The sequence below is a fragment of the Streptomyces clavifer genome (genome assembly GCF_036345975.1).
GTDB classification, from domain to species: Bacteria; Actinomycetota; Actinomycetes; order Streptomycetales; family Streptomycetaceae; genus Streptomyces; species Streptomyces clavifer.
The window spans coordinates 7,109,362-7,122,368 of the sequence record NZ_CP107793.1 but is presented as its reverse complement, the minus strand read 5'-3'; the positions used below and the strand labels follow the sequence as shown (position 1 = coordinate 7,122,368).

The following is a 13,007-nucleotide window of genomic DNA, read 5'->3' as shown; positions in this document are numbered from 1 at the left end:
CGCTTTCAGGCGATGCGGGGGAGGTCCTCCGCGCGCACCTCCCCCAGCAGCGGGTCGCCTGCCGCGAATCGCTCCGCCTCGGCGACCGCGAACGCCCCCAGCAGCCGTACCTCGGTGCCCATCGCGCCCGCGATGTGCGGGGTGACCAGCACGTTCGGCAGGGTCAGCAGCAGGTGCCCCGGCGGGAGCGGCTCCGGTTCCGTCACGTCGAGGACCGCGTCGATGCGCCCTGCGGAGCAGTGCCCCGCCAGTGCCTCCGTGTCGACGAGTCCGCCTCGCGCGGTGTTGATGAGCACCGCACCGTCCCGCATCAGGCCGAGGGCGCGCGCGTCGATCAGGTGTCGCGTCGCGGGCAGGAGCGGGGCGTGCAGCGAGACGATGTCCGAGCCTGCCAGCAGCTCGTCCAGGCCCACGAGCCGGGCGCCGAGCCCTTCCGCGCCCGCGGCGTCCAGGAACGGGTCGTGCACCAGGAGCCGCACGCCGGCGCCGGAGAGCCGTTCCAGGACCAGCCGTCCGATCTTCGAGGCGCCGACGACGCCCACGGTGCGGCCGAGCAGACCGGTCGTGGGAGAGACCGTCAGGTCCCGGGGGCGGCCCGCCCGGTACTCCCCCGCTGTGCGGAACGCCCGCTTGGCGGACAGGTGGATCGCGGCGAGCGTGTAGTCGGCGACCGGCGCCGCGTTGGCGGGCGCGGCCGACGAGACCGTGATGCCGCGCCCCCACACCTCCGGGGTGAGCACGTGCTTGACGGAGCCCGCCGCGTGCATGACGGCACGCAGCCGCGGGGCGTCCGCCAGTACGCTCGCGTCCACCTCCGGACAGCCCCACCCCGAGATCAGCACGTCCGTACGGGCCAGCGCCTTGCGCGCCTCAGGCCTCCTGAAGTCGTCGACCACCTGGTCCGGGACGTCGCAGACCGCGTCCAGCCGGGCCCGCACGTCCGCGGGGAGTGCCAGGGCCGCCACGTCCTGGCGCATGGCGATGAGAGCCGTAAGTCGGGGTGACACCGTGTGTTTCGCCTTTCATGACCGGCAGTCCGATGCGTGTAGGTGCTACTTGCCGGAGCCGAGGGTCATGCCCTCGATGATGCGGCGGCCGAGCCAGATGTAGAGGCCCACCAGCGGCAGGACGACCACGGCGATCCCCGCGAAGAGCCCGCCCCAGTCGGCGCCGTTGTACTGCATCTGCTGCATGAAGCCGAGCAGGGCCAGTGGCAGCGTCTGGAGGTCCTGCTCCTGGATGAAGACCAGCGCGAAGAACGTCTCCCCCCAGTGGTTGATCACGTTGAGCAGGACCAGGGTGATCAGTCCGGAGCGCGCCAGTGGCAGCATGATCCGCCAGAAGGTGTACGACGGGGAGGCCCCGTCCAGGGCCGCCGCCTCCTCCAGCTCCGCGGGCAGCGACCGGAAGAACCCCGTCAGGAAGAAGACGGCGAAGGGCATCGAGGTCGCGGTGTACAGCAGCCACAGTCCCCAGAGGTTGTTGACGAGGCCCAGCGGTGCCATCACCTGGTACAGGGGCAGGAACACCGCGTGCGCCGGAATGCCGAGGCCGATGGCGAACAGCGAGGTGGCCGCCCCCGCGCTCCGGGCCCCCAGTCTGCTCAGCGCGTACGAGGCCGGGGCTGCGAGGAGCACGGTCGCCAGCGCCGTGCCACCCACCAGGACGAAGGAGTTGAGGGCGGCCGGGCCGAAGTTGCCGGCGTTCCAGGCCCGCTCGAAGTTGTCCCAGTGGAGGGCGTCGGGCAGTGCCCAGGGCGACGTGATGATGTCCCTGGTCTCTTTCGCCGAAGAGGCCAGGATCCACACCAGCACGAGGACGTTGAAGGCGACGAACGCCCAGACCAGAGGGGCGCCGAGCAGGCGCTGCGCCCGTCCGGCACGCAGAGTAGATGCAGTGCTCACAGTGTTCCCCGTTCAGAATTCGAGCGCTTCGCGCCGCATCAGGCGGCGGATCAGTACGACGAGGACGCCCACGAGAGCGAGCGTGACCACGGCGGACGCCGCGGCGATGCCGTACTGCGGTACACCCGTCGGTGCGAAGACCGAGGTGTAGGCGTACAGCGACGCGGTCCAGGTGGACGTACTGGGCATCGAGCTGGCCGAGCCGGCCATGGCGAGGATGAACTCGAAGGTCTTCATCGCGTTGATGGTCCACAGCACCGCGCAGATCCCGATGACGTCCCAGGACAGCGGCAGGGTCACGTGGCGGAAGCGCTGCCAGGCGTTCGCTCCGGCCAGGGCGCAGTCCTCGTACAGGTACGGCGGGATGCGGTCCACCGCGGCCATGATGATCGTGGTGTAGTAGCCGGTGCTCATCCAGATGATGCCCAGCATGATGACCTTGAACTGGTTCTCTTCGGCGAGCCAGGCGGGCGGGTGGGCGATGCCGATGGAGCGCAGTGCGGAGTTGAGCAGCCCGTCGGCCTGGAAGAGGAATCCCCAGAGGATCGAGATCACCAGCGCGGGGACGATGTTCGGGAAGAAGATCACCGAGCGGGCGGTGGACCGGCCGGCCAGATCGCGCAACAGCATCGTCAGGACGAAGCTGAGCAGGAAGGTGACGGTTCCGCCGCCGAAGAGCAGGAGCAGGGTGTTGCCGAAGGACGTCCGGAAGACGGGGTCGAGGAACATCCGGGTGTAGTTCTCCGCGCCCACCCACTCCATGGGCCCGGCGCCCGCCCATGCGTGCAGGCTGATCCAGGCGGTGGCGACGACGGGCGCCAGCAGGAACGCGGCGTACAGGAGGAAGGCGGGCAGGACGAAGGGCAGGTACAGCCGCTTGCGGTGGGCGGCGAACGGGCCCACGGCGGCCCGGCCCGCCGTACGGCGCCGGGTCGGGGCGGTCGCACGGGCAGCGTCGGGGACGGCGGTGGTCATCAGCCCGCCCGCTTCCAGAAGTCCGCACTCTGCGCGGCGAGCTGCTCACTGAAGTCCGCCGCGGAGATCTTGCCCGTGACCAGCTTGGTGCTCAGCGGGTGGAAGGTCTTCGTCCACCACTCGGCGAAGTCCATGTCGACACCGTCGAAGGTGGGGTAGGGAGTGCCCTCCTTCAGGGCCCGGGCGACATCCGCCATGGCCGGGGCCGTCTCGATGTCCTCGCGCGCGACGATTCCCTGCGCCTGGTCGGCGTAGGCCTGCATCTGCTTCTTTCCGTACAGGAACGCTATGAAGCGGCGGGCCGCCTCGCTCTGCCGGGCCTTGGCAGGCACGACCCAGCCGAAGGTGGCCGCTTCTACGGGCGTTCCGGCGCCGGGTGCACCGTCCGTGGGGAACGGCAGCATCCTGAAGTCGAATCCGGACGCGGCGTACGGCTTCGTCTCGCCCGCGATCCACGAACCCATCAGCAGGAAGCCGGCCTTGCCCGTTGCCCACTTCTGCTGGATAGCCGGGAACTTGCTGGCGTCGTAGCCGTCCGCGAAGTACCCGTCCTCGGCCAGGGCGGCGACGCGCTCGGCGGCCCTGACGTAGCCGGGCTGCTTCCACACTGTGCCCGTCCGGTCGGCGGCGGCCTCGTGGAGGGATCCGGGGCCCATCGCGCCGACGACGAAGTTGCTGTACCAGTAGGCGCCGTAGTCGGGGATGTCCGCGTCGAGGGCGAGCGGCGCCCTGCCCGCCTTCTTCTCGGCGGCGAGTGTCGCCCGGAAGGCGTCCCAGTCCTTCGGGGGCTTCTCCCGGAGTCCGGGGAACGATGCCCCGTCGTACCAGAGGCCGTTGGCGACGATCGCGTAGGGCAGGACGACCTGCTTGCCCTCGGCCCTGCCGAGCTCGAGGTACTTCGCCGGCACCACGTCGCCGACGGTCCTGCCGGGCTCGCCGGGGATCGGCTCCTTCAGCACCCCGGTCAGGTCGGCGGCGGTGCCGGTGGACACCATCATCGACTTGACCTGGGGAAGGCTGCGGTCGACGAGGTCCGCGGCCGGCACGCCGTGGAGGGTCGGCTGCAGCTTCTTCAGCACGTCACGCCCCTGCCACTGCACGTCGACCTCGATCCCGGTCTCGGCGGTGAAGTCCTCGATGGCCGCGGACAGCGCCTTCTGCTGCGGTTCGCCCTCCTTCCACATCGACCAGTAGGTGAGCTCCCTGCCGTCGCCCGTGGAAGCGCCGCCTGTCGGACCGCCGCACGCGGCCAGCCCGAGGGCGAGCGCGCCGGCCAGGCCCATGGCCGCGGTCCGCCGGATCAGCCGTCTGTTCATCGCCCTGCTCCTCAACACCGGTGTTGCCCTGTTGAGCCGCAGGTCTACTCACTCCTCACGGGCGCAATCAATAAGCAATCACCGAAATACTGTCGAACTTCTCGATGATTGCTCGCTTATTGCTCATTGCAGTGGCGTGCGGACCGGGATAGAACATGACCGTCGGACACTGGCAGACCCACGGAGAAGAGCCTTCTGACGACCCGCCTCGCCGACGAGGCGGCACTCAAGCTGCGGGAGGCCGCCCGCGCCTGGACCGAGTCCTATGCCGCCATGGAGTACCGCCACGGCCCCATCAGCATCAGCGACCGGTCGAGCCTGGTGTGGTCCTTCGGCGAGCCTCCGGCCGGACTGAAGGACGAAGTCGCCACCACGGGGGCCCTGTTCACCGCGGATGCTCTGGATCCGGTCGCCTCCCTGGTCCGCGCCCAGCGGCTGGCCGTGGAGGTCGCCGCCCACCGCGGCATGAACCCGGACCGCCCCCGGAATCTGTCGCGTCCGGTGATCCTGACCGGGGCGGCGGCCTGAGCACGGCCCGGGGCCGATCGGCCGTCACCGCCGATCCGCGGGGCGGCGATGAGGCAGCCCTGCGCAGGCCGTTCCGCGAGCCGCCCGAAACGGGCCTCGGGCCGCCGCCCGGAGGCGTCCCAGGCACTGCTTTCCGGCCGAAGCCCGCCTTCCCACTCGCGTACCACATCGACGTCATTGCAGGTCAGGCGGTAGTTCGCGGTTGTACCACTGCGATCTGTCCACATGCCGGACACCCGGAACGAGGCGCGCGCACCACTCCCCAGCTGCCCGAACGGCCATTCGGTAGACCGCTTTCACGCGGGTAGGGCCGAAAAGTACTGATCGATGTGCGTTCACTCCGCGCAGGCGCCAGACTCCCGACCGCAATCACCACCCCCGGCTAAGGAGTTGCTTACATGCGTCACCGCCTCGGCAGAATCGGCGTCATCACCACGGTGTCCGCACTCGTCATGTCCGGTACGGCAGCCATGGGCGTCGCCCAGGCCCGTCCTGCTCAGCCGACCGGCCTGTACGCCCCGTCCGCACTCGTCCTGTCGGTCGGGAAGGGCAGCGCCGCCTCCGCGGTCACCGTCGAGCGAGCTGTCACCCTGAGCTGCGCACCCCGGCCGAGCGGCACGCACCCCTCCCCCACCGCGGCATGCACGGAACTGCGCTCGGTGGAAGGCGAGTTCACGCGGCTCACCACAACTCCGTCGCAGGGGAACTGCACACGCCAGTGGGACCCCGTCGTCCTCGACGCGACCGGTGTGTGGCAGGGCCGCAACGTCTCCTGGTCCGCCTCCTACGGCAACGCGTGCGAGATGCGGGCGAGCCTGGGCGAAGGACCGGTCTTCGCCTTCTGATCGAGCTGTCCGCCGGACGCACCGCAAGGGCCCCGGGCGTCGCGGAAGCCGGCAGGCGCAGGCGATGGGTCCCCCGCCGTTCGGCACCGGCGCAGAGGGACCCCCTGTGCAGGCGAGCAGCGGCACGGGGCACCCACGGTTCGTGGGTGCCCCGTGCCGGGATACGGATCCGGAGCCTCAGCCCAGCGGTTCGATCCGGATGTTGCGGAACCGCACCTTGTTCCCGTGGTCCTGGAGACGGATCGCTCCGGCCGACGGCCCCTCCGGCGCGCCCGCGCCGGTCGGTCCGTCGATCACGAGGTCGTCGTGGACCTTCTTGCCGTTCCACACCACCGTCACGCGCGCGTCGGAGGTCTTGCCGCCGCTGTCGTCGAAGCGTGCCGCGCGGAACGTGACGTCGTACGTCTGCCACGTCTCCGGAGCCGTGGCGGCGTTGATGTCCGGTGCCTTCTTCTGGTAGATCGCTCCGGCATCGTTCGTGTCGAGCGTGGTGTCACCGTACGAGTCGAGGATCTGGAGTTCGTAGCGGTCCTGGAGGTAGACGCCGCTGTTGCCCCGGTCCTGGCCGGTCACGTCGTCGGGCAGCAGGGGCACCCGGAACTCCAGGTGCAGCTTGAAGTCCTGGTAGGCGTCCTTGGTGCGGATGTCACCGCAGCACACCTCCATCGACTGCTCTGCCGCCTGCGGCCATTCCACGCGTCGGCCGTCCGTGTGCTGCCACTGTCCCTGGGAGGCAGTGCTGCCGTCGAAGAGGGCGACGGGGACATCGTGGGGAAGCACGGTGACCAGGTCGAGGTTGACATGACCGGTGTCGCCCGGATCGAAGCGGTACGAGAGGGTGTTGGGCCCCGCGTGCAGGCGGATCCGCTCGGTCCGCGTCGACCAGGTGTCCCACGTGCCGGTCGAGGGGAGCTTCGTCTGTCTCAGCTTCTTCCCGTTGACGTAGAGGGAGAGGGACTTGGTGCCCTGAAAGGGGTTGGGACCGTTGGAGTACCGCAGGTTCACGTCGTAGTCGCCGACCCTGGGGACTGCTATGTCGAAGGTCGTGGCGCCCTTGCCCTCCGTGTCGTAGCGGTCCACGAAACCGCTGCCCGAGTATCCGGTGTGGTCGGTGTCCACGCCGGCCGTGCCGGTCTGCCGCGCCTCCTCCGCCTCGTACAGCGTGGCCGCCGGGGGCTGCTTGCCCGGCAGGGCGTTGAGCGTGTACCAGGCCTCCGTGCTCCACAGCGTCTCGCCGGACTCGGAGGCGAAGGGGCGTGGTGAGCGGAGATGCACGACCCGGCCCGGCTTGAGCCCGTCGAGCCTCAGTCGCACGGTACGGCCGTCGTCGGCGAGGGTGGCCGAACCCACGGCGAGCCGCTCCTCCGCGATCTTCGGACCGCCGTAGTCGGTGGTCGGGGTGTAGCGCCACTGTTCCGCCTGGTAGCGGGACGCCAGCTGGTCCGCGGTCGCCTCGGACAGCGGTTGGGTGTATTCCAGGTCGAACCCGCCGGGGACGGCGCGCATCTCCTTGACGTCGAAGGTGTTACCGCCGTTCGGTGTCAGCTTCTGCAGGCCGAACTTCAGCTTCCCCTCCTGGCCCCAGTTCCCGTCGGCACCGAGACCGCCCGTGTATATCGCACCGTCGGGCCCCATGGTGATGCGGTTGACGCCTGCTTCGAGTCCCTGCGTATAGCGGAAGACGGCACCCTGGTACTGACCCTTCACCTTCTCCAGGAACGCACGTTGGAGTCCGCCGTACGTGACGTCGCCCACGAGCATCTGGCCGGCGAACCGGCCTTCCGTCAGCTGCAGCGGGGTGCTGGGCGAGTTGGCGATCTCGTTCTGGGGCAGCCAGAGCACCGGTTCGGTGACGGGCCGGTTGTCGAACGGGCCCGACGGCTCCGTGTAGTGGTTGAAGAAGCGATCCTGCTTGATCTGGACCAGCTTCGACGCGGGCAGCCACCCGCCCTGGTTGTCGGTGGTGAAGATGCTGCCGCCGGGGCCCCAGCCAATTCCGTTGGGCGTCCGCAGGCCGCCTGCGACGGGTTGGATCCTGCCCGTCTTCTTGCTGACCTTGTAGGTCGTGCCGCGGCCCTTCGCCGGCTGCGGGGTGGTGGTCGCACCGCCGTAGTTGATGGCGACCGACAGGTTCACGTAGAAGTAGCCGTCGCGGTAGAGCAGTCCGAAGGCGAACTCGTGGAAGTTTCCGCCGTACGGCCAGGTGGCGACCGTGCGGTACTCGTCGGTGACGAAATCCTTGTCTTCGTCGACCAGTTGCGTCAGCTCGTGCTTCTGCGAGACGTACAGCGAACCGTCGACGTACTTGATGCCCATGGGTTCGCGCAGGCCCTCGGCGACCTTCTTCACGGTCACCTTGTCGCGGCTGGTGTCACCCGTGACGTGGTCGAGGAGGTACACCTCTCCGGTCCGGCTCTCGGAGCCACCCCAGGTCGAGAGTGCCAGACGTCCGTCGGGCAGCCAGTCCATCCCGGTGACCTGTGGTTCGAAGCCGGGCGGGCGCAGGTCGGTGAGGTCGAGGTCGGGACGTACGCCGGTGAGCGGCAGGCCGTCGCCGGGGCTGTCCGCCCCGGATTCGCACTCCTTGCGGCCCGGCGCGGTGACCCTGACGACCCCGGCGTCGGTGCTGAGGGCCTCGCGCGGAACGACTCCGAAGTCCGCCGCGCCCGGTGGCTTCCACGCGAGCGTCAGTTGCTGCTCGCCGCCCCGCTCGAAGTAGTCGACGCGGAACGGGTGTGACCCTGCGGTGAGTTGGACGGAGCCGTCCTTCGGCTCGGCGCCGTGCAGACCGTCGTGGTCGATGACCGCCTGGTCGTCGATGGTGAGCCTCGAGCCGTCGTCGCTCGTGAGACGGAAGGTGTAGGTCCCGTCGGCGGGGACCACCAGGTAGCCGGAGGCCTCGGCCACGAAGTTGTCGGCGAAGCCGCCGAAGTCACCGACCGTGGACCAGTCCACGGTGGACATCAGCTTGTCGTGATTGGGCGTCTGGCCCGGCTTGAGCGTGCACAGCTTGCTGAGCGGCACCTGGGTGTCGAAGACGCGCAGGGTGACGCCCGGTTCCTGGGCAGGGATGTCGTCGGGTGCGGCGGCGGCCGGGGCGCCGGCCCAGACACCCCCCGCGAGGAAGCCTCCGACGAGCACGGTGGTGAGCTGTTTTCGGGCACGCTGAAACAGCCGTGGATGCATCGGTCCTCCAGAAGGGGGGTCGCACTCCGGTCGGGCTGTACGGATCCTCGAATGAGCACTACGCCTGCGGTTGCGCCCGCCAGGCTAGGAGACTTCTGCTGAGGAAGTCCATACTTTGTCATCTGCGAGTTCAAAGTTCGGCTTGCCTCCGCGCCCGCGCCCGATCGCACCCTCATCTCCTCCGGGTGGCGAGAGCGGTGAGCGCCACACCCGCCGCGCGCGCGACGAGTGCGTCCTGCGGCTCCGCTCCGTGTGCGGCGCGACGGGAGAGTACAGCGATGGTGATCGGAGCGGAGCCCGGCGGCCATACGACGGCGATGTCGTTACGGGTGCCGTAGCCACCCGTGCCGGTCTTGTCGCCCACCACCCAGCCGTCGGGGGCGCCCGCACGGATGAGGGTGTCGCCGGTCGTGTTGCGCCGGAGCCAGTCGGTCAGCAGAGCGCGCGCGTCCGGGGCGAGGACGTCGCCGAGCACGTAGGCGCGCAGATCGGCAGCGAGGGCGCGAGGTGTGCTGGTGTCGCGGGGGTCCCCGGGCGCCGCCTCGCTGAGATCGGTCTCGTAGCGGTCGCAACGGGTGGTGCGATCGCCGAGGGCGACGAGCGCGTCCTGCAGGCCACCGGGGCCACCGAGCTCGCGGAAGAGGAGATTGGCCGCGGTGTTGTCGCTGAAGCGGATGGCGGCTTCGCACAGGGCGCGCAGGCTGAGGCCCGAGCGCACGTGCTCCTCCGTGACCGGGGAGTTGGCGACGAGATCACCGGGGCCGTACCGTACGCGCCGGTCGAGTCGGCGGAGCGGATGGGCGTCCAGCAGTGCCCCTGCCAGCAGCGCCTTGCAGGTCGAAGCGTAGGCGAAGCGCTCGTCGGAGCGGTGGGTGACGGACAGACCGCTCCCGGTGTCGACCGCGTACACACCGAGCCGGGCGTCGAACTCCCGCTCCAGCCCCCGGAACGCGCGCGCCGTCCGGTGCGCGGCGCCTCCGGACCGCGAGGACTCGGCCCCGGAGCCCACGGGCGGTACGGCATCCGACGCGGCGACGCGGCACGCGGCCAGAGGAAGGGCGGCGAGTCCGACCAACGCGGAGAACGCGGCACGGCGAGGAAGTGGGAGGGCCCGGTCGCCGGCCTCCTGCGCCCGAGGGGCCCGGTGCGCGGCCGTCCGCGGATCCGTCCGGATCACTCCGGTGTTCGGGGCGCTCGGCTCGGCCGTCCGGATCATTCCGGTGTTCGGGGCGCAGGGATCGGCCCTCAGGATCGCGGCTGCCCGGCGCACCCTGACATCAGCGAGATCCTCACCCATGGCCGGACCAACGACGGAGGTGACCGCCGGTCACGGTCACCTGCCGCGGACGTGCGGCCGACGGCCGTCTCGGGGGCCTGCCCCCACCGCCGGGGCAGGCGTGGGCGCGGCGCGCCTCCCGGAACGTGAGGTGCGGACAGCGGGGCCCGCCCCAGATCCTTCGCGTGGTGGTCGTCCCGGGGGCGGGCCCATGGTCGCGCCGGGGCTCGTCAACCGGCCTTCGCATAGCGGCCGACGGGGCGCGGGAGGCGCAAGTGGCCGCGCAGGGTGGTGGATTCGTACTCCGTGCGGAAGGCCCCGCGCCGTTGCAGCTCCGGGACCAGGCCCCGGGTGATCGCCGTCAGATCGTGCGGCAGTGCGGCCGGCCGCAGACGGAATCCGTCCAGTCCGACGGAGTGCCGGTCGAGCAGAAGGTCGGCCAGTTCGCCGGGGGTGCCGGTGAAGATCTCGGCGTCGGAGGTGAGCTCGGCGCCGGCCGTCTCGTCCAGGCGTGCCAGGCGCCGGGCTGCGGCTCCCGGCTTCTCGTCCAGGAGGACGAGGAGGTCGGCGAAGGTCCGCAGCGGCCGGCTCGTCACGTCCCTGCCGGTGCGTTTCACCGCCTCTGCGACCTGGGCGAGGATCGCCCCCGTGCCCGCCCGGTCGTGCGGCGTGACGTGGACGACGTCGGAGCTGAGAGCCGCGAACTCGTACGGCGTGGAGGCGTGGGCGAGACTCACCACCGGTGGCTGCCCCTGGGGGGTGCGCGGGGTGATCGACGGGCCCTTCACGCTGAAGTTCGTGCCCTGGAAGTCGATGTGGTGGACCTTGTCGCGGTCGATGAAACGGCCTGTCGCCGCGTCACGTATCTCCGCGTCGTCGTCCCAGCTGTCCCACAGCCGCCGTGCGGCCTCCACCACCTCGGCGCCCTCCGAGAAGAGTTCGCGCAGCCGCTTGGCGATCAGCTCCGAGTCGGTCACGTCCTCCTCGGTGAGCCGGGGCGTGGTGCGGCGGCCGAAGTGGGCGGCGTCGGCCGCGCGCGACGATATCTGCGGGCGCCAGCCGGCGCGGCCCTTGCTGGCGTGGTCGAGCGTGGCGATCCCGATGGCCAGGTGGAAGGGTTCGGTGTGGGTGACGTTCGTCGTCGGGACCAGGCCGATGCGGGTGGTGAGCGGGGCGAGGTGGGACGCGAGCAGCACCGCGTCCACGCTGCCCCTGACCTGGTCGGTGCGGTCGTCGGGTTGGTGGAAGGCTGCGGACTGGAGCCCGAGGGCGTCCTCGAAGGTGACGAAGTCGAGCAGGCCCCGCTCGGCCTCCGCGACCAGTTCGGCCCAGTACGCGGCGGTGAGCAGTTCACCGGGCCGGGCGCCCGCCTCGCGCCAGGCCGCCGGGTGCCAGCCCGCGCCGTCCAGGGCGACGGCGAGGTGCAGCGGGGTGCCGGGTGCGCCCGTCGTGCCGGTCATGCGGGGATCTCCTTCTCGTCGGGGTCGTCGGACTCGTCGCGCGCGGTGGGGCCACCCCACCCGGCCGGGCGGGGCGCGCCGGACAGGCCCAGGTGGTCGCGGAGCGTGGTGCCGGTGTAGTCGTCGCGGTGGACGCCCTTCTCCTGGAGCAGCGGCACCACCCGGTCCACGAAATCGTCCAGGCCGCCGGGGGTGAAGTGGGGCACGAGGACGAAGCCGTCGGCGCCCTCGCTCTGGACGTAGTGGTCGATGGCGTCGGCGACCGTACGCGGACTGCCGACGAACGTGTGGCGGCCGCCCACTTCGATGACCAGCTCCCGGATCGAGAGGTTGCGCTCCTCAGCGATCTTGCGCCACTGCCGGGCCGTCTCTCCTCTGCCCTTGCGGAAGACCGAGTGCCCCTTCAGGAGGTGGGCGTCGTCCTCCGGCTCGATGTCCGGCAGCGGCCCGTCCGGGTCGTAGGCGGACAGGTCGCGGCCCCAGACCGCCTCCAGGTGGGCTATGGCGGTCTGCGGGCTCACCAGCTCACGGCTGATCTCCGCGGCGTAGGCTGCGGCCTCGCCGTCCGTGTCGGCGACGACCACGTTGGCGGTGGGAAGGATCAGCAGGTCGTCGGGGCTGCGGCCGTACCGGGCCAGGCGCCGCTTCACGTCCCGGTAGAAGGACCGGGCCGCGTCGATCCGGTTGTGCTTGCTGAAGATGACCTCGGCGTCGGACGCGGCGAATTCGCGTCCCGCGTCGGACTCACCGGACTGGATGATCACCGGGTGGCCCTGCGGGCCGGGCGGGGTGGTGAACCGGCCGGATATGTCGAAGTGCTGCCCGTGGTGGGCGAAGCGGCCTGCCCCGGCCCGTGCGAACTCCCCCGTCGCCGCGTCTGCCCGTAGGTCGCCCTCCGCCCAGCTGTCCCACAGTTCCCGGGCCGTGTTCAGGAACTCGGCGGCCCGGGTGTAGCGGTCGGCCTCGGGGAGGAAGCCGCCCCGGCGGAAGTTCTCGCCGGTGAAGGCGTCGTAGCTGGTGACCACGTTCCAGGCGGCCCTCCCGCCGCTGAGCCGGTCCAGGGTCGCGAACCTGCGTGCCACCTCGTACGGCTCGTTGAAGGTGGCGTTGACCGTGGCGGCGAGACCGAGGCGGGTGGTGACGGCTGCCAGGGCGCTCAGCACGGTCAGGTTCTCCGGTCGCCCCGCGATGTCCAGGTCGTAGACGTGGCCCTTGTGCTCGCGCAGCCGCAGCCCTTCGGCGAGGAAGAAGAAGTCGAACTTGCCGCGTTCGACGGTCTGCGCGAGCCGGATGAAGGAGTCGATGGAGATCTGGCTCCCGGAGCGCGGGTCCGACCAGACGGTGACGTTGTGGATGCCGGGCAGCTGGGCTGCGAGATGCACCTGTTTCCTGGGAGTGGCGGGCACGGTGCGGTCTCCTCCTGCGAAGTCGGGCTGCGGGGCGGAAGGTCGGAGTGGGGTCGGGGGGTGGCTCTCAGAGCGTGCACGGGCCGGTCCGCTTCTGCACAGCGCAACCGG

General features: G+C 70.5%; 9 protein-coding genes and 1 pseudogene. 2 read left to right on the top strand and 8 right to left on the bottom strand.

Annotated elements, in window-relative coordinates; all coding sequences use genetic code 11:
- Window positions 1-5 precede the first annotated feature (5 nt).
- Genes OG927_RS30875 through OG927_RS30860 form a run of 4 tightly spaced genes read right to left on the bottom strand, consistent with a single transcriptional unit; the run spans window position 6 to window position 4,195 of the window.
- Window positions 6-1,007, bottom strand: coding sequence for a hydroxyacid dehydrogenase (locus OG927_RS30875; RefSeq protein WP_307840681.1), 1,002 nt, complete (start codon window positions 1,005-1,007; stop codon window positions 6-8).
- A 45-nt stretch (window positions 1,008-1,052) separates the two neighbouring features.
- Entirely contained in the window at window positions 1,053-1,904 is an 852-nt protein-coding gene (locus OG927_RS30870; RefSeq protein ID WP_199862933.1) for a carbohydrate ABC transporter permease, read from the bottom strand.
- 12 nt (window positions 1,905-1,916) lie between these two features.
- A complete protein-coding gene (locus tag OG927_RS30865; RefSeq protein WP_056799932.1) occupies window positions 1,917-2,879 on the bottom strand; it encodes a carbohydrate ABC transporter permease in 963 nt (320 codons plus the stop codon).
- Window positions 2,879-4,195 carry an ABC transporter substrate-binding protein gene (locus tag OG927_RS30860; protein ID WP_056799935.1) on the bottom strand — a complete coding sequence of 439 codons (1,317 nt, stop codon included), beginning with the start codon at window positions 4,193-4,195 and terminating at the stop codon, window positions 2,879-2,881. The genes OG927_RS30865 and OG927_RS30860 overlap by 1 nt, the downstream gene beginning before the upstream one ends.
- A gap of 198 nt (window positions 4,196-4,393) precedes the next feature.
- Between OG927_RS30860 and OG927_RS30855 the strand changes: the two are divergent.
- Together OG927_RS30855 and OG927_RS30850 are read left to right on the top strand one after the other, a co-directional pair.
- A pseudogene (locus tag OG927_RS30855) lies at window positions 4,394-4,723 on the top strand (SIS domain-containing protein); the annotation flags it as partial.
- A 398-nt stretch (window positions 4,724-5,121) separates the two neighbouring features.
- Entirely contained in the window at window positions 5,122-5,568 is a 447-nt protein-coding gene (locus OG927_RS30850) for a subtilase-type protease inhibitor (RefSeq protein WP_209471715.1), read from the top strand.
- Window positions 5,569-5,745: 177 nt separating this feature from the next.
- Here OG927_RS30850 and OG927_RS30845 read toward each other — a convergent pair whose 3' ends face one another.
- From OG927_RS30845 to OG927_RS30830, 4 genes are all read right to left on the bottom strand, one after another.
- Window positions 5,746-8,754 (bottom strand): family 16 glycoside hydrolase, encoded by a 3,009-nt coding sequence (locus OG927_RS30845; RefSeq protein ID WP_330321154.1) that lies wholly within the window; start codon window positions 8,752-8,754, stop codon window positions 5,746-5,748.
- Window positions 8,755-8,926: 172 nt separating this feature from the next.
- Complete coding sequence (bla, locus tag OG927_RS30840) at window positions 8,927-9,931, bottom strand: class A beta-lactamase (RefSeq protein ID WP_392928502.1); 1,005 nt, start codon at window positions 9,929-9,931, stop codon at window positions 8,927-8,929.
- A 329-nt stretch (window positions 9,932-10,260) separates the two neighbouring features.
- A complete protein-coding gene (locus OG927_RS30835; RefSeq protein ID WP_124280320.1) occupies window positions 10,261-11,490 on the bottom strand; it encodes an LLM class flavin-dependent oxidoreductase in 1,230 nt (409 codons plus the stop codon).
- The gene (locus tag OG927_RS30830) at window positions 11,487-12,896 is read right to left on the bottom strand and encodes an NtaA/DmoA family FMN-dependent monooxygenase (RefSeq protein WP_330321152.1); all 1,410 of its coding nucleotides are present in this window, start codon (window positions 12,894-12,896) and stop codon (window positions 11,487-11,489) included. The genes OG927_RS30835 and OG927_RS30830 overlap by 4 nt, the downstream gene beginning before the upstream one ends.
- Window positions 12,897-13,007: the final 111 nt, after the last annotated feature.